At 40.1% G+C, this 16,256-nt stretch carries 17 protein-coding genes and 1 pseudogene; 8 read left to right on the top strand and 10 right to left on the bottom strand.

The genetic code is table 11. The features are described 5' to 3' along the window. Positions 1-1,380: 1,380 nt before the first annotated feature. Entirely contained in the window at positions 1,381-1,863 is a 483-nt protein-coding gene (locus tag F1560_RS17450; RefSeq protein ID WP_149475923.1) for a nucleoside deaminase, read from the bottom strand. A 297-nt stretch (positions 1,864-2,160) separates the two neighbouring features. On the opposite strand from F1560_RS17450, the gene F1560_RS17445 reads away from it, so the two are divergent. Beyond that, the gene (locus F1560_RS17445) at positions 2,161-2,616 is read left to right on the top strand and encodes a helix-turn-helix transcriptional regulator (RefSeq protein WP_149475922.1); all 456 of its coding nucleotides are present in this window, start codon (positions 2,161-2,163) and stop codon (positions 2,614-2,616) included. 46 nt (positions 2,617-2,662) lie between these two features. On the opposite strand, the gene rlmH is transcribed toward F1560_RS17445, so the two are convergent. Next, a complete protein-coding gene (gene rlmH / locus F1560_RS17440; RefSeq protein WP_149475921.1) occupies positions 2,663-3,142 on the bottom strand; it encodes a 23S rRNA (pseudouridine(1915)-N(3))-methyltransferase RlmH in 480 nt (159 codons plus the stop codon). A 236-nt stretch (positions 3,143-3,378) separates the two neighbouring features. On the opposite strand from rlmH, the gene F1560_RS17435 reads away from it, so the two are divergent. Then, the gene (locus F1560_RS17435) at positions 3,379-3,543 is read left to right on the top strand and encodes an aspartyl-phosphate phosphatase Spo0E family protein (protein ID WP_149475920.1); all 165 of its coding nucleotides are present in this window, start codon (positions 3,379-3,381) and stop codon (positions 3,541-3,543) included. A gap of 44 nt (positions 3,544-3,587) precedes the next feature. Here F1560_RS17435 and F1560_RS17430 read toward each other — a convergent pair whose 3' ends face one another. Continuing rightward, the gene (locus tag F1560_RS17430) at positions 3,588-4,754 is read right to left on the bottom strand and encodes a TraB/GumN family protein (RefSeq protein WP_149475919.1); all 1,167 of its coding nucleotides are present in this window, start codon (positions 4,752-4,754) and stop codon (positions 3,588-3,590) included. Positions 4,755-4,962: 208 nt separating this feature from the next. Here F1560_RS17430 and F1560_RS17425 point away from each other — a divergent pair, with 208 nt between their 5' ends. The 3 genes from F1560_RS17425 to F1560_RS17415 are packed head-to-tail and all read left to right on the top strand — an operon-like array spanning position 4,963 to position 6,511. Beyond that, positions 4,963-5,508 carry a GNAT family N-acetyltransferase gene (locus F1560_RS17425; protein ID WP_149475918.1) on the top strand — a complete coding sequence of 182 codons (546 nt, stop codon included), beginning with the start codon at positions 4,963-4,965 and terminating at the stop codon, positions 5,506-5,508. Positions 5,509-5,547: 39 nt separating this feature from the next. Next, positions 5,548-6,021 carry an 8-oxo-dGTP diphosphatase gene (locus F1560_RS17420; RefSeq protein ID WP_187773762.1) on the top strand — a complete coding sequence of 158 codons (474 nt, stop codon included), beginning with the start codon at positions 5,548-5,550 and terminating at the stop codon, positions 6,019-6,021. Positions 6,022-6,037: 16 nt separating this feature from the next. After that, positions 6,038-6,511, top strand: a complete 474-nt coding sequence (locus F1560_RS17415) for an NUDIX hydrolase (RefSeq protein WP_149475917.1) — start codon at positions 6,038-6,040, stop codon at positions 6,509-6,511. A 4-nt stretch (positions 6,512-6,515) separates the two neighbouring features. On the opposite strand, the gene F1560_RS17410 is transcribed toward F1560_RS17415, so the two are convergent. Then, positions 6,516-6,851, bottom strand: coding sequence for a DUF3889 domain-containing protein (locus tag F1560_RS17410; protein WP_149475916.1), 336 nt, complete (start codon positions 6,849-6,851; stop codon positions 6,516-6,518). Between the two features lie 73 nt (positions 6,852-6,924). Here F1560_RS17410 and F1560_RS17405 point away from each other — a divergent pair, with 73 nt between their 5' ends. The 3 genes from F1560_RS17405 to F1560_RS17395 all read left to right on the top strand — a co-directional run bounded on the left by F1560_RS17405 (position 6,925) and on the right by F1560_RS17395 (position 8,148). Beyond that, a complete protein-coding gene (locus F1560_RS17405) occupies positions 6,925-7,488 on the top strand; it encodes a histidine phosphatase family protein (RefSeq protein ID WP_149475915.1) in 564 nt (187 codons plus the stop codon). A 26-nt stretch (positions 7,489-7,514) separates the two neighbouring features. Next, positions 7,515-7,703: a hypothetical protein gene (locus tag F1560_RS17400; protein ID WP_149475914.1), complete on the top strand. Its 189-nt coding sequence runs from the start codon at positions 7,515-7,517 to the stop codon at positions 7,701-7,703. Between the two features lie 79 nt (positions 7,704-7,782). Continuing rightward, complete coding sequence (locus F1560_RS17395; protein WP_149475913.1) at positions 7,783-8,148, top strand: YybH family protein; 366 nt, start codon at positions 7,783-7,785, stop codon at positions 8,146-8,148. A gap of 145 nt (positions 8,149-8,293) precedes the next feature. Here the strand turns inward: F1560_RS17395 and F1560_RS22780 are convergent, their stop codons facing one another. From F1560_RS22780 to F1560_RS17370, 6 genes and pseudogenes are all read right to left on the bottom strand, one after another. After that, positions 8,294-8,401 (bottom strand): TasA family protein, encoded by a 108-nt coding sequence (locus tag F1560_RS22780; protein ID WP_149475912.1) that lies wholly within the window; start codon positions 8,399-8,401, stop codon positions 8,294-8,296. Between the two features lie 153 nt (positions 8,402-8,554). Continuing rightward, positions 8,555-9,994: an FIMAH domain-containing protein gene (locus F1560_RS17385; protein ID WP_245347777.1), complete on the bottom strand. Its 1,440-nt coding sequence runs from the start codon at positions 9,992-9,994 to the stop codon at positions 8,555-8,557. A gap of 98 nt (positions 9,995-10,092) precedes the next feature. Beyond that, positions 10,093-10,338, bottom strand: coding sequence for an FIMAH domain-containing protein (locus F1560_RS22775; protein WP_420874450.1), 246 nt, complete (start codon positions 10,336-10,338; stop codon positions 10,093-10,095). A gap of 18 nt (positions 10,339-10,356) precedes the next feature. Further along, positions 10,357-11,616 (bottom strand): annotated as a pseudogene (locus F1560_RS17380) (exo-beta-N-acetylmuramidase NamZ family protein); the annotation flags it as partial. Between the two features lie 218 nt (positions 11,617-11,834). Further along, the gene (ggt, locus tag F1560_RS17375) at positions 11,835-14,513 is read right to left on the bottom strand and encodes a gamma-glutamyltransferase (RefSeq protein WP_149475909.1); all 2,679 of its coding nucleotides are present in this window, start codon (positions 14,511-14,513) and stop codon (positions 11,835-11,837) included. A 232-nt stretch (positions 14,514-14,745) separates the two neighbouring features. Beyond that, on the bottom strand, positions 14,746-16,227 hold the full coding sequence (locus tag F1560_RS17370; protein ID WP_149475908.1) for a serine hydrolase domain-containing protein: 1,482 nt from the start codon (positions 16,225-16,227) through the stop codon (positions 14,746-14,748). Positions 16,228-16,256: the final 29 nt, after the last annotated feature.

The following is a 16,256-nucleotide window of genomic DNA, read 5'->3' as shown; positions in this document are numbered from 1 at the left end:
AAAATATGATATTTATAATAAAAATAAGCGTGGTACCCGAGGTACCACGCTTATTTTCTTACTGGGGTTTTGTCCCAGCCTCATTTGCGATAATTCATTAAACTACCAAATAATAACTAACAGTGTTCCGCCAAATCCGTGGGCGGGAATTTAACCGATTTTTAAAAAGAATACAAGGAATATGGATTATGACGAAAAAACATGTTTAGACTAAGAACCTTTGCATGTTTTTTATGGTTTTATAGTAGAAAATACAGCATTACGTTAGAGGAACGAGGTTATAACATAGGACGAAACTGTCAAAATCACCGTTATTACCAAGATAAAGATATTATAACGTTACATCGGGTTGTATCAGCTAGCAAAAGCGATTACGCTTGATGAAGTTATTAATAAACTGGTTAGTATAGAAAAGGGTTAAAAGAAATGGTACATAATCAAACAGAATTAATAAATAAACAAAATGATGCGATTAAGGAACTAACCAATCGTTGGGATCAGCAGCAGGAAGACATAAATAAGTCATTGCAATAACGAGACCAATTTTTGTTACAGGCGATTGATGAAAGGCTGGAAGCACAAAAACAAATTGCACCGTCAGAAAAATAAGCCAAGAAGGGATTTTTTAGTAGGTTATTTAAAAAGAGGTGGGAAAATAACTGAATGGTTTATGTTTGCAGTAACAGTTATATATGCATTGTTAACCTTTTTCATTTGGATAGCTAATAAAAAATCAGTTGAGTGCCATAAACAAATTATGCGAATAGGATAAAACTTATTTGTGGTAGGATTTTATGTGATTTATGAGTTAATTGCCTATCATTAAAAATGACTTTTGGTGGATGTATTATGAGGTTTATCGTCTGGTAAAATAATATTATGTATAAAATGTTAGTATGACTATATAAGATTTTTTCGTATTCGTCATTAAGCCAACCTAGATTATTTGAGGGAGTTGTATTTTTTTATGTGGACGATGTTAACATTCAGTATAATTATAACGCTTTTATTAATTTTGGGAATCAGTAATCATTTATATTTTTTATTGGCAACTTTGGTCTTCGTTTTTTTGGGTAACAAAATAGAAGCTAACGTATTTAAAAATGCGAAGAAACCTAATAAAGCTATAAAAATATTGATTATCATATATTTTATTAGTGTATATCTAGCATTATGTTACAAAATTTATAAGACTCTATAAAAAAACTACATCGTAGTCCTTTTATAGAGTCGACTTGTCAATTAAGTTACAGGGACCAGGAGCATTGGGAACTATTATTCTCAATGCTCCTTTTAGGTAACAGTCCTAGTCTCCTATCATTTTAGTGCAGTAGGAAGACTCACCTTAAAACAGTTTTAAACGCCGAGAGTGTGGTATGTTTAACGTTTTTTTGCATAAAACTGACGATGTAGTTCACGAACTTGCTCCGCTAGTTCAGGAACAGGCCCATCTACTGTGGTATCACGAATAACATCTTGAATGGGAAGATTCCGAACTCGTGATGGAGTAACGCCCATTTCACTTAACCATTGTACCAACTGTTCAGACGAACTTGCATAAACGATCCGCCCTAAACCAACCCAGCCGTGGGCCGCAGCGCACATAGGACAATGTTCGCCAGAGGTATATACTGTCGCCTTGCTTCTTTCTTCTGGTGTCATGTTGCTGACTGCCCATCTCGCCAAAGCAAATTCCGGGTGTTGGGTATGGTCACCATTTGCAACGTGGTTATGGTCTTCTGCAAGGACATCTCCATTGGCTGAGACAAGGACTGAAGCAAAAGGCTCGTCACCTTTCTCCAGTGCTGTTTTTGCTAATTCAATACAACGTCGCAGGTGTTTCAAATCTGTATCACTTATCATAATTGAATCCTCCTTGTTTGCGGAAGACTGATCTTATTAAAAGTCAATCAGTTTATATAAAGAATATAACATATTTAACTATGCAGAAGGTATGAAATGGTAAACAGTCAGTAGCTATAATGGACGTATAGTTTCGTGTAATATTTTTTACTTTTGCACATTAAGGATAAAATAACATAGATAAGACAAGGTTTTATTAATTGGCAACATGGGGTTGCACCTTGATGCACCTATAACTATCTTTACTTTAGCTATACACTCCCTCAATAATGGAAATAAGGAAAGGTGATAACTAACATGATTTTTAATGAACGATTAAAAAAGGAACGGGAAAAAAGAGAGTGGTCACAAACTGATCTTGCTGAAAAAATCCATGTGAGTCGTCAATCGGTTTCAAAATGGGAAACTGGTAAGAACTATCCAAGTATCGAAATTATCATTGTTTTGAGTGATTTATTCGGTATCACGATAGATGAAATGTTGAGGAGTGACAAAGAATTGAAGGAACAAGTAATTCAAGATAGTAAGAAATTAGCATATCCAAAATGGAAAACATTCTTTGATAGTGTGTTTATGTTAGGAGTATTTTTATTACTAGCAAAACTACTTATTTTCGGATTAAATTATTTTGTTGGTACAGATATTATGATTTTAGAAGGATTGCCAAAAGGCTTGGTGAGTTTTGCACCACTAGTGTTAATGGTAGTCGGTGGTATTGGATCAGACCAGTTAAAAAAAATATATATTGATTAACAGAAAAAGGTAGCATTATCGCTACCTTTTTCTCTCTGCTTCATCATTATTTGTGGTACGGCTCCCCCCGATTAATCCGAAACCCCCGATAAACCTGTTCAAGTAATATCAACCGCATCACCTGATGAGGAAAAGTCATCTTAGAAAAAGACAACGCCAAATCACTTCTCTTTTGTACTTCATCACTTATCCCAAGCGATCCACCAATAACAAACGCAATCTTGCTTTTTCCATATGTCGCGAGTTCATCCATTTTCGCAGCGAGCTGCTCGGAGCTTAGCATTTTTCCGTTGATTTCCAGTGTAATGACATACGTGTCCGGGGCTATTTGTGAAAGGATCCGTTCGCCTTCTTTTCGTTTAACTTCGAGCATTTCCGCTTCGCTCATATTCTCTGGAGCCTTTTCATCAGCTACTTCGATGACATCTACCTTTGCATATGCACCCAATCGTTTCAAATACTCCTGGATTCCTTGCTTTAAATATTTCTCTTTTAACTTTCCGACAGAAACAATGGATATTTTCATACAAGCACATTCCTTTTCGTTCTATTTTTTTCAAGTATATCAAAGGTTTATTAATAATCCTATTTGTAGTAAGATTTACCCATATACACTCCTATCACAAATGATTCTGAATTGCTAAGAAAATAATAAGAGCTACCCTTTGCAAGTTTTCCTGAATGAGGAAAACCTTTCTTTAAAAGGTTTCAACAAGGCTTATACGGGATATATAACTATTAAAAGAAAGCTGGTGTTCTTATTTGGATAACAGGAGACAACTAGAATTACGGATTGAGCAGTTAAGAGTTAAAATGTATCATGCCTTTGAAAGTAATTTAAATTACGACAAAGTCATTGAAATATCACAGGAGTTAGATATTTTACTTAACAAGCTGGAAAATCTTGAAAAAGTAGATCGGACATAAAAGAAAAAACACTTTCGCATTTGAAAGTGTTTTTTCTACATTAGCTATAAATTTTCGATAAATACCCGGATGACGTCGGCGCCACCGAAAAGGGTTCCGAGCGAGCTCCCGATATTTGCGAATACGACAACGAGTAAGATCCGTGTTACTTTGTTGTTCCAGAATCCTTTTACACTATGGACATCGTCCGATAACTTTTCAAAATCGGCTACATTCGGCCGTTTTATATACGCTTGAACAAAGCCTGCAAACCAACCGGCAGCAAGGAGTGGGTTCAGTGACGTAAATGGTGCTGCAATAAATGCTGTCAGCGCAGCTAATGGATGACCCAATGCGACAAGGGTTCCAATTGCAGATAGTGAACCATTCCATAGGATCCAGCTGATTGCTTGCTGTAAGCCAGCGGACGGATTCATGTAAAATGTGTATGCAATGAGCGCGAGTACGAAGATCGGGATTGCCCAGCCAATAATCTTTGGTGTCTTGGACTTCGGTGGGCGCTCGGTTAGCTTCTTCAAATCATGCTCTTTCTCAATTTCCTTCGTAATCCCAGGAACATGGGCCGCACCAAGTACTGCTACAACCTTTTCTCCAGGTGCATCCTTAATTTTTTGGGATAAATATTGATCCCGTTCATCAATGAGCGGCTTTTTTAGTTTTGGAAAATGGTCTGTAAACTCCTGAAGCATTGCATTGATCGTATCCTGCTGCTTCATCTTTTCCAGCTCTTCTTCGGAAATTTTTTCATTGCTAAAAATACTTCCAACGACTTGCGTTAACAGTAATGCCTTCCCTTTAAATCCAATGTTTCCCCAGACGCGGGCGAAGGTAATCTGAATGTCGCGGTCTGCTAGGACTAATTCAGCGCCGGTTTCTTTTGCAGATTCAATTCCTTGGATCATTTCCTGTCCAGGATTAATGCCAAACTGCTTCGCCATCCGCTTTTGGAAAGAAGAAATGGCTAAGTTCATTAATAATAGGGTCGCTTTTTTATCTTTAATTACTTGGAAGATATCGGTATCCTTCCACTTATTTCCCTCTGTGATCGACTGGTAGCGTTGCTTGTCCAGTTCGATACAAACAGCGTCTGGTTTTTCTGCTTCGATTACTTCCTTCACTTGTTCAGCACTTTGCTTCGAAACATGTGCCGTTCCAATCAGGATGTATTCTTTGTTGTTTATATGTAATCGGGTTATATTTTCTTCGGTCATGTACAAACCTTCCTTTTATGAATTCAATCACTGCAATACTATCCATGCTTCCATTCTAATACAATTATATACTAATCTTAAACTATAAAGTGCTTGACGAGAACTATTATTTTATTTATCAAAAAACAGCTAGAAAATGGAGGGATATATTCCGTTTTTTCTGACTAAATTTGTGCTATGATACGAATAGAATAGGGGGAAATTTTTAATGTTTGTATACGAAGTAGATGAACATATTACATTGCAACAGCTGAAATTACAGGATGCGAATCAATTATTTCAGCTCATTGATAGAAATCGCAGCTATCTGCGAGAATGGCTCCCTTGGCTGGATACAAATGTAGAACCGGAGGATTCACTTGCCTTCATTGACCATATGCTGCAAGCTTCTAAAGACAAAAAAGGACTTACTGCTGGGATTTTTTATCAAGATAAGCTGGTCGGGGTTGCTGGCTTTAATGTCTTTGATTGGACAAACCGGATAGGCTATATTGGTTACTGGATCGGTCAGGATTATCAAGGGAAGGGCATCATTACCAATGTTGTACGTGCATTAACGGATTATGCTTTTACCGAAGCGCAGTTGAATCGCGTTGATATCCGTGCAGCTTTTACGAATAACAAGAGTCGTGCGATTCCGGAGCGATTAGGCTTTAAAGAAGAAGGTCTACTCAGACAAGCGGAATGGCTCTACGACCATTATGTCGACCATGTTGTTTATGGAATGCTAGCAAGTGATTGGCGGAAAAATTAAAAGGCAAAGCAAATTTAGTTCATCTAAAGGAGCAAGTCAATGAGTGAACAAATAACGTATAAAATATGGACCGTATGCATGGTCCAAAAGGGCGATGAGGTTCTACTTTTAAATAGACAGCATGATGATTTCAAAGGATTTATTCCACCTGGAGGCAAGGTTGATTTTCCAGAAAGCATTGCTGAGGGAGCGATTCGAGAAGTGAAGGAGGAAACCGGGCTAACTGTCCGAAACCTTGTCTATAAAGGGCTTTATGAATATGTCAATCCTGTCCGTAAAAAGAGATACATGATATATAACTACATAACAGATGATTTTACTGGTGAGTTAATCGAGCATAGTAAAGAAGGAAAGCCAAGCTGGATAAAGATAAGCGAGGCAATGCATTTACCAATGCAACATTCGATCCGTCGCAGGTTTCCGTTGTTTTTCGAAGAGGGAACTTTCGAAATTCATGTTGAATGGGATGAAGCCAACAATAGGGAGGGTGACGTCTCAATTAAGCGTACATAAGAAAGGGGAAAAGCAGATGGATGCAGTGTTTAGAGCTGGTAATGCCGTTTTTAACTATCGCGTTGCAGGTGTTTGGGTTAATGAAGGACATGTTCTCCTCCACCGTGATGTGAACGATACAAATTGGGCACTACCTGGTGGAAGAGTAAAACTTGGTGAATCCTCTATTGAGAGTCTAGCGCGCGAGTTTCATGAAGAACTAGATGTTGCAGTTGAAGTTGGCTCGCTGTATTGGATGGTGGAGAACTTTTTTCCATATCAAACAGATGCTTTTCACGAAGTGGGCTTTTACTACCAAGTTTCTGCAGCTGATGAAACGCTGTTAGCACATAATGGTTCTTTTCACGGGGCTGAAGGTGAGCGTCTCCTTTATAAATGGGTACGAATTGATGCTTTAGAGACCGTAGAGCTTTATCCAGCTTTTTTAAGAACAGCATTAAAGCAGTTGCCAAAGAATCCAGAGCATATTGTTACGAGACAGGCCGATTAAAAATTCATCGATCCGTCTCTTCAAACGTAATCTGGACGACTTCATTTGTCTCTGAGTTAAATTCAATATTGACAAACACACCGAATTCTTTGGTTTCACCTTTTAGCCATAGCTTAAATTTTTCAACCGTGGAGTCGTCGGTTGTTTCCTTGCCAATATGGAGATAGTCAATAATTTGAGCGGATGGGTATTTTTCCTTTGTCTCCTGAACAGCAAGCTTTCCCCATTTTGCATAGGATGGTACGCCTTCATTCTGAACATCAATTGCTGCATGTAATGGAAGGGTATGACTAGAAATAAGTAAAAATGCAATACTGAATGCTAAACATAATTTTCGCATGGATGCTTCCTCCTTTGTTCTTAGGATGCGCAGGTACATTTGTTTTATGATATGAAATAAGGAGAGGATTTTTTTGACAAGAATATGTTTCATTCGTCATGGCGAAACAGATTGGAATTTAAATAAACGAATTCAGGGGAGTACCGATATTCCATTAAATGACACTGGCAGAAGGCAGGCAGAGCAATGTGCAGCCTACTTAAATGCGGCAGATTATGATGTACTTATACATAGCCCATTGAAAAGAGCAAAAGAAACAGCCGAGATTATTAATGCCAAATTACAATTGCCAATGGTTGAGATGGCTGACTTTCAAGAGCGTTCATTTGGAGATGGTGAAGGAAAAACCTATGCCGAAAGAGAACAACATCCTGATGGTTTCCCGAATCAAGAAAAGCGAGCTGATTTTAATAAACGTGTCATCACAGCAGTTGAACACGTGCAGCAAAACTACCCAGATAAACGTGTCTTACTTGTAGCACATGGAGCTGTCATAAACGCCATTCTGTCTGTTTTTTCCGATGGAGAAATTGGATCGGGGAAAACAACATTGTTAAACGCCTGCATTAACAATCTTCATTTTGAAGGGAATAAATGGAGGATAGAAAATTTTAATCAGGTTGAGCATTTGTCTTAAAATTTTCCGTGGATTGGAGATATACGATGCCAATTTTAACTGATGAACAAGCTGTCCTTGCCGACCTTACTGCTGCATGCAGCCACTTATTTGGGTTCACATTATTAGAAGCAGAGCCAATTAAAAGAGGATGGCTTAATTTAAAATGGAAAATCACGACCGACTCTGGAGTATTTTTACTGAAGCAACCAACAGGAAATGGTTTGGCTTGCTGAAAATGTGCAGCAATTGGGGGAGCGATTAGAGGAGAAATAAGTATTTAATTAGATATTTTTAGAGATATGGGGGAAGCTTATGCCATATAAAAGAGCCTTACAGCAATATATTAATGCAACAAATACACATGATTTTTCAAATGTGAAGGATGTACTGCATGAAGAAGTCGTGTATTGGTTTTCAGACAAAACTTGTACATCTGTTGCGGATATCCAAGCATACTTTGAGCATGCTTGGGATACAATTAAAGAAGAACTGTATGCTGCTACAAATGTTCAATGGATAAGCGTTGATCAGCAGTCAGCAACTTGTATTTATATATATACGTACGAGGGTTATCATCACGGTAAATTTGTTTCTGGCAGCGGCAGAGCAACCAATGTGTTTAAGGTTGATGAAGATGGGCAATGGAAGCTTGTACATGAGCATTTAAGTAGTCTTTAAGCCCTAGGGAATTCGGGAAGCGTTGTAACGCCGTACAACGCTTCAATTGTGCTATTTCTTTTCCCATTTACTTATCAGATAGTCGGCATCTTTTTGCAATTCATAATATGCTGCTTCTGAAATTATCTCCATTTCTCTTTGTTATTTAAATTATCCAAGTTAACGATTTCTGTAGGTTCGACAGTAGATCAATGGTTCGAGCTGCAAATGTATTACTCGTTGTTTCCCCATCACTGAAATAAGCAAAGGTCACCCAATTAACATGGGGAAATGCCTATTGTTGCTGACATTATACCAAGACCTAACTTACTTTTAATATTCATTATTAAGTTACCCTTTATATTATCAGCATTATTTAAGATTGCTCATTTGTTGCAATAATAACTTAGTACGAATGAGTAATCAATTAATCTATTAATTGATTTTCACCTATCAAGTATATGTCCCTTGAGTCTCCTGTAAGCTCCCTTTCCCATCTATCAAGTAAAAGGTCGGCATCTCCGTAGAGTCTTCTGTAAGCTTCACTTTCGATTAATCCTTTTTCTTGCTGATGATCAAGTAATGATTTTAAACCATTTAAATGTTTGACCATCTTTTCTTCATTTTCTTGTTTTTCATAGTTTTCTAGAGCAGCTAAGTGGTTATCTAATAAACGAGCATCACTAGCATTCTCAAATTGCCCCTCTTCCGTAAAGCGCCCCATAACATCTCTCATGTCAGTTATGTTGTCTGTCCAATACCTAGGTATTTCTGTAACGAAATCATCGCCGTTTAAATCATCAATAGAACCATCAGCCATGCGAGAAATCATCCCCCATAACCCGTTTTCCACACGGTCTACTAGGTCTTGATCATAGCCGAATTGAGGTTGTTGACCAGGCATTTCGAACAGGACAGTTGCCGTTCCATTAAGAGCAAATGCAGTTCTAGCTTGTCCAGGAAAATCACGTTCTTGAAAAGCGATATACTGAGCTACTCCAGTCTCCTCTTTATCTGATAATTCCTTTACTCCCCGAGCAGCAGCTAGCGCATAACGTTTTGATTTATCTCGATCCAATGGATAATTATCATATTTTGTGCTATCGTCTGGTCCTAATGGTGGAGGGTCTATTGCAATTGTAACTTCTTCACCTGTTTTATTAAGTTTTGGTGTTCCCATGTGATGAAGATCCACAAAGGCCTCCACTACTCCGAACTCATTTTGCAAATCCACGTAAAGATCTCTAAGAATTTGAGATTCTTTCGTTATGAAGAAACCAAAATCCAAAGTGTTTCCAGGTAAATCTTCCGCTACTACTTCATAGTCTAAGTCAGCATGAAAATCACGATTGATATCAAAGCCCGCATTCCCTTGGTTATAGTACCAGGCAGGTTCAGCCCCTTCTAGATGTGGGTAATCAGAAACTACCTCATCCCATGGAAATATATTCTGTCTTTGGGGTATCTCGAGACCATCCACGTTTAAACGTGGAATGGTAACTATAGTAACCTCGTCACGAACAGATTGAGCGAATGAGCTATCACTAGTTCCAAGATAATCTAATATCTCTACAATTGCCTCAGCGCCACTTTTTTCATTACCATGGATGCTACCGTTGATTAGTATAACTTGGTCACCTGTACCCACACGGGCAGACATTATTGCATTTCCAAGTCTTGAGTGACCAACAACATCAACCTGAACTTTTCCGGAGCTATTCGCTTCAATTTCGTCTAGCTTTTGGAGAAATTCATCGTTAGTCATCCAATCTCGTTCAGTTTGAGCAGATATATCACTTACTGGGATCAACATTACGAGTAAAATTGCAGCAAGATACACAAACTTCTTCCAAATGTTCTTATTCATAATAACCTCCATAATATCCTCCTTAAAATCTAGTTTACATTTTTTTAAAACTTACCATTTTTCCGGTAAGCGATTACATATAAAAGTGACAATCTTTTTTAATCCCACTGCGCAATCATATCCGTCGTATCACTGCTCAACGCTTGATAAGCTTTATCGGATAGACCCGCCGCATCTTTATACTGGTCTAACAGCAGCTGGAAACCTTGCATATGTTTTGCAACCTTATCAGCAACTTTTTTCCCTTCAAATTGCTCGACTGCGGTAAGATGCAAGAGTAATTTACGTTCTGCATCCTTCTCGATATCACCGGATTGTTGAAAAGCTCCGATATTTTGCTTCAATTGCTCCGTGTTTATCGTGTAAAGGAGATATTCTCTACGAACCTCTTTAAATGCTTGAAGATCCTCGTGCCAGGCAGATGCCATTTCCTCTACGGACTCCCCATTTTCAATCGCATCGCGAATCCATCGATTTCCAATTAGATTATCAAAGAAAGAAATGCCTGCACTGTTCTCTGCTCGGAATTCAAAGTCTTCCGGGTACATATCATGCAAGGTTTTTACAATATGCAATCCGGTAATTACAGGCTCATATGCCCGTTTATCTGTCACGTGAATCTGGATGCCATGGCTTAATTCGCCACTATGTTTGGAAAAGGTTGGTGTGAATGATGCTGCTCGAAATGTGATACCAGGTAAATTCAATTCATTCAATGCCGCTGCGTATTCGGTACTATTTACAAACGGAGCTCCAATAAACTCGAATGGCTTTGTCGTTCCCCTACCTTCCGAAATATTGGTCCCCTCAATCAGCGCTGCGCCAGGATAGACAAGCGCCGTATCTAACGTCGGCATATTCGGAGATGGCAGCACAAACTCTAAATCGGTATCGTCATAATACATTCCGCGCTTCCAGCCATCCATTTCGACAACGTTTAAATCTGCTCCAATCTCGAACTCCTCATTAAACAAATGTGCCAGCTCACCAACTGTCATGCCATGTTTGAGCGGGATTGGGTAATTGCCGACAAAAGAAGCGTATTCCGGATCGAGCACTGGTCCTTCTACATGATTACCACCTAACGGATTCGGGCGATCTAATACGACAAATTCAATCTCATTTTCAGCTGCCGCCTCCATCGCATAGGCCATTGTATAAATATACGTGTAGAATCTTGCACCTACATCCTGAATATCGAATAGTAAAATATCGATATCCTCGAGCATTTCTGGCGTCGGTTTTCTTGTTTCCCCATATAAGCTATAAACCGGTAAGCCTGTCTGTTCGTCGATATAGTATTCGACATATTCACCAGCTTGTGCATCCCCACGTACGCCATGCTCTGGACCATACAAAGCAGTCAACTCGACATCCGGATCATGGAATAACCGATCAACAATGCTATTTAGTTCTTGATCGACACCTGTTGGGTTCGTGATTAATCCGACACGCTTTCCTTCAATAAGATCCTTTTGTTGCTCAAGCAAAACCTCTACTCCAAGCTTGAGTGGCTTTTCACTGTCATCTCCCACATCAGCTTTGAGTCGATTGGTTGCAACTGCGGTTAACGATCCTAGCACAACGAACAGCGCAATTGTTATTAAGAACAGCCTTTTCATCAGCTTTTCCTCCCTTTGTTTCTCCCGTCTTTAATATCGTTGCATGCCGAGAATGAGCGCAGACTTACACGTCACTTGCAAACTTTGAACTTCAGCAATTTTTTTGTGAACTTCAGTAATTTACTGCAGAACTTCAGCATTTATCCTGTAATCTTCAGTAATTCCCCTAGAGATTTCAGCATTTGCCCACTCTGCTAAAGCACAAAGAATAGAGCTAGCTACTGCCACATATCAAGCAACTCCTCCGCACCGCTCACTAGTGTCTCATGAGCATGCTCCGAAATTGAATCTGCAGCTTTTAGCTGATCTAACAACTGCTTAAACCCTTCTAAATGCTTGATTGCTTTATCCATTTTTTCATTTTCCTCATAATGACCTACTGTTGTTAAATGTGTAAGAAGTAATCGCACAACATGTTCTTCGTAGATCTCATCGTCTGCATGTAATTGCTCAACGCGGGATTTTAGGCCATCAATGCTTAGAAAATCCGCTGCGGATAAACCAATTGCGGTACCTTCTCTCGTTGAGTCTGCCGCCCCAATGAATATCCCTTCATCTAAAACAATGCTATTCACATTTCCGATCTCTGTTGGACTTGCTTCCCAAGCGTGTCCCATCTCTTCAAGCAATTGCCGGACAGCATCTGAAATGCCATACTCCCAGCGTATTGTTGGGTAACTATTGCTGTATATACGCGGCTCCTCGATTGCATCCTTTATGGACATGCCATAGCCAATAACATTGGCAATTGTTTGCGTCACAGACGTTATAATCGTTGCTCCTCCTGGAGAACCAACGGTCATAAATGGCTCGCCATCCTTTAATACAATCGTTGGTGTCATGCTGCTTAGTGGGCGTTTATTTGGCTGCACCTCATTTGCGCCACCTGGGACAGCGTCAAAATCGGTCAATTCATTATTCAGTACAATTCCATATTCCGGCACCATAATGCCTGACCCAAAGAGCTGTTCAATTGTCGTCGTATTAGAGACTAAATTTCCCCATTGATCTGCTACCGTATAATGGGTTGTTTGTCCTTCTTGTTTATCATCGACCTGCTGGGCAATGGTTGGAGCACTTCCTTCCTGATACTCCCATGGATCTCCTGGCTGTACATTGTCATTCGCACGATCAGGCGAGATGGTTTCAACCCGCTCTGCTATATAATCCTGGTGAAGCAGTCCATCTCTTGGCACTTCAACATACTCTGGATCACCCATATATGCGCCTCGATCGGCATAAGCAAGATGCATCGCTTCGGCCATGAAATGATATTTTTCCGACGACTTGACATCATGATCAGTTAGATCCAGCTGCTCAAACATTTTCAGCAGCTGCAGCATCGTTAATCCACCTGAGCTTGGTGGTGGCATGGATGCAATGTCATAGTCCAGATAGTCTCCCCAAACTGCTTCATCCTCGGTCACATCGTAATCCCCTAAATCTTCCATTACCATACTTCCATCAAATTCTTGAACAGCTTCCGCTAATGCTTCACCAATTTCCCCATTGTAAAATACATCTATCCCTTGATCGCGTATCAGCTTAAATGTTTTCGCTAAATCTTCTTGTACTAAGATCTCTCCTTCTTCTAATGGTTCACCCTCTGGAAGAAACACATCCTTTGCTGCCGTACGCTCTAATTTACTTTGATTATTTGCAATAGCATTTGCTAAAACCCAATTAACTTCAACCCCTTGCTCAGCCATGTCGATTGAAGGCTGAATCAATTCACCAAGCTCCATCGTTCCCCATTTATCTAAAGCTTCTTCCAACCCTTTTAATGTGCCTGGAACTCCAACAGAGGTACCACTTTGTACCCTTTCTGAAAATGGAATTACCGAACCAGCAAAGGTTTCGATATTCCAATCCTCTGGCTCTTCGGCTCCATCCTCCCATAAGCGCACCTTTAATTCATCGCCCTCAACACGAAAGCGTAGCGATTGCCAATCAGTTGTTCCATCATACGAAAATGTAGCAAGTGTTGAGGTCGTGGAATCCTTTGATTGAATAAGACTTATTTGATTTGTCTTCGTATTAATCTCGACGCCATAGCCATTTTTGACAAACGTTGTTCCGGTAGAACGATATTCGTCAGATCTCAGCCACAAACGCAAACGTCGGTCATCACCGGGATCATCAGTCCGGTAACGAATGAAAAGCTCGCTATCCTCAACCTCATCCATCACGGCTGTTGTTTGACCGTAAGAAGATGAATTACTGCCAGTTGGAGGCCCAAAGTTAATTAAACCACCATCTTCATCGAGCTGAAATGTTGTTCCACGTTCAAATATGGAAAACTTACTGGGATCCCATGGCTCCCCAGCTTCACTAGCAAAACCATAGTCAAAAACTGTCGCTTCCTCACCCGATGCTTCAAGATCGGTAACATTCACTTCACCAATATGAAATTGCTTATCCTCTCCATCTGGATTCATATCAATTGCACCTAGATGAAATTTGCCTGGATCTGTTACAACATTTTCTTGATCTAAAAACATATCTGGAGTGGCCCCTTGAGGAGCCCGCTCTCTGCTATTAATTATCGATACATCCTCAGATTGAGCATCATAATACATGAAAAAACCGCCACCACCAATACCAGACATCATTGGTTCTGCAACATTTAATGCAAACTGAATGGCTACTGCAGCATCCACTGCATTGCCACCCCGCCTCAGAACATCTGCCCCAACCTCTGAAGCTAGAGGGTGCGCAGTAACTACCATTCCTTTGTCACCCTCATCGGTTTGTTCATCTAAAATACCGGGATTTTCTGGTTCATATCCTGTATTATCATCCGGATCAACTGCATCAGCTAAAGAAACAGGAATACTTGCACTGAAAAAAAGTAATAAGACCGTGAAAATAGATAAGATTTTTTGCTTACCGTTCATTTTATTCCTCCTTTTATAACCAAACACCCCATTGCACGCACTGCTAATTGTGAACATCAGCCTTTCTCTCTTGAATATCAGCCAATTTCCTATAAATATCAGTCTTTCTCTTGCAAACATCAGCTTTTCCACTTAGTTTCACGTACAACAGGCATTAGCTCAAACCGATCAAGCGCTGAACCAGAAAAAATGTGTGCAGCAAGAAAGCTGCTCCCTCGCTGCACCATAAAAATTACTGCCATTTACCTAGCAAATAATCTGCTGTTCGTTGTAAATCATCGTTTATTGCATCATCAATTCGTTCATGTATCAAGAGGTAGTCAACCAACTGCTGAAATCCTCCCAAATGCTTTACGACCTTTGCTTGATCTCCTTTATTTTCAAACTGTTCAATCGCTGTTAAATGCAGCTGAAGAGCGTGGGCATCAGAAGCTAGCTCAAATGCACCCCTTGCATCAAGTCGCTCCACCATCATTTGCATCCCAGCTGCATTCCATGCATGAATGGAGTCTGCCGTCTTTTCTGCTGCTTTTTTGCGTATCGCATTCGTTGATACCGTATCACGCGTTGGATGGACCCGATTCGTTAGCAGGATTGTAACCGATTCTTTATTCGGACTAACAACAATCGACGTTCCGGTATAACCGGTATGTCCCATCGTATTAAATTCTGCTAGATCATCCATATACCATTCTTGATTGAGCTCCCAGCCAAGTCCTTGATCCTGACCTGGAAATGCCTCGTTCCAATTCGTATTCATCAGCTCGAACGCTTCCTCTGAAAGAATTTGAGTCCCTTCATAGTTCCCTTGATTCAGCATCATCTCGGCAAAGATAGCTAAATCTGGCGCACTACTGAATACCCCAGCATGTCCAGCTACCCCATCAAGCGCCCATGCTTTTTCATCATGTACACTTCCCCAAACAATTTCGCGATTCGTCCAAGGCTGAAATTCCGTAGCCGCAATACGGTGCTGTAAATCGGCTGACGGATCGTACATCGTATCCGTCATGTTTAAGGGCTCTGTAATAAACTCCCGTACGAACTCATCCTGTCGCTTTCCACTAACTCGTTCGATTAATACACCTAGCGTAATATAGTCGACATCGCTATAGACATAAGCTGTACCTGGCGGATTTTGTAAAGGCTCGTTTAATACAAAATCTAATAGCTCTTCACGTGTCCCTTCCATTTCATGAATCGGTTCTGTCGTGCTCGGTCTAAACCCAGACGTATGTGTCAGGAGATGGCGGATCGTTACCTCCTCTTTGTCTTGTGCGGCAAATTCAGGAATATACCAATAAACTGGATCATCCAATTCGAATTCACCTTGATCCCATAATTTCATAATTGCTGTTGCTGTAAATAATTTCGATATAGAGGCCACATCAAAGATGGTGTCTTCCTGCATCGGAACAGGCTCGTCCACCTCCGTAAATTGGTCGTCCGCATAAAGTAACGCATAACCGTATGCCTGATGCTTGACGATCTCTCCGTCTCTAGCAATTAGCACAACCGCACCAGGCATTACTTTTTCCGCTAAAGCTTCTTCTATTTCATCGTCCAAATCATCCAAGGGCTGCTGGAGCATTCGAACATTTTCTGCTTCAACTACTATTGATTCTGCTATAGATGCATTGCTTATTTCCGCATGAGGAAATAATAAGACAATCGCCATCGTGATGATGATTACAGATAAAAACTGCTTTTTCATATCATCTCTTCTCCCTTATTAGAGATCTC

The organism is Oceanobacillus polygoni (assembly GCF_008304605.1).
Taxonomy (GTDB): Bacteria; Bacillota; Bacilli; order Bacillales; family Amphibacillaceae; genus Oceanobacillus; species Oceanobacillus polygoni.
This window is presented reverse-complemented; position numbering and strand designations above follow the sequence as displayed.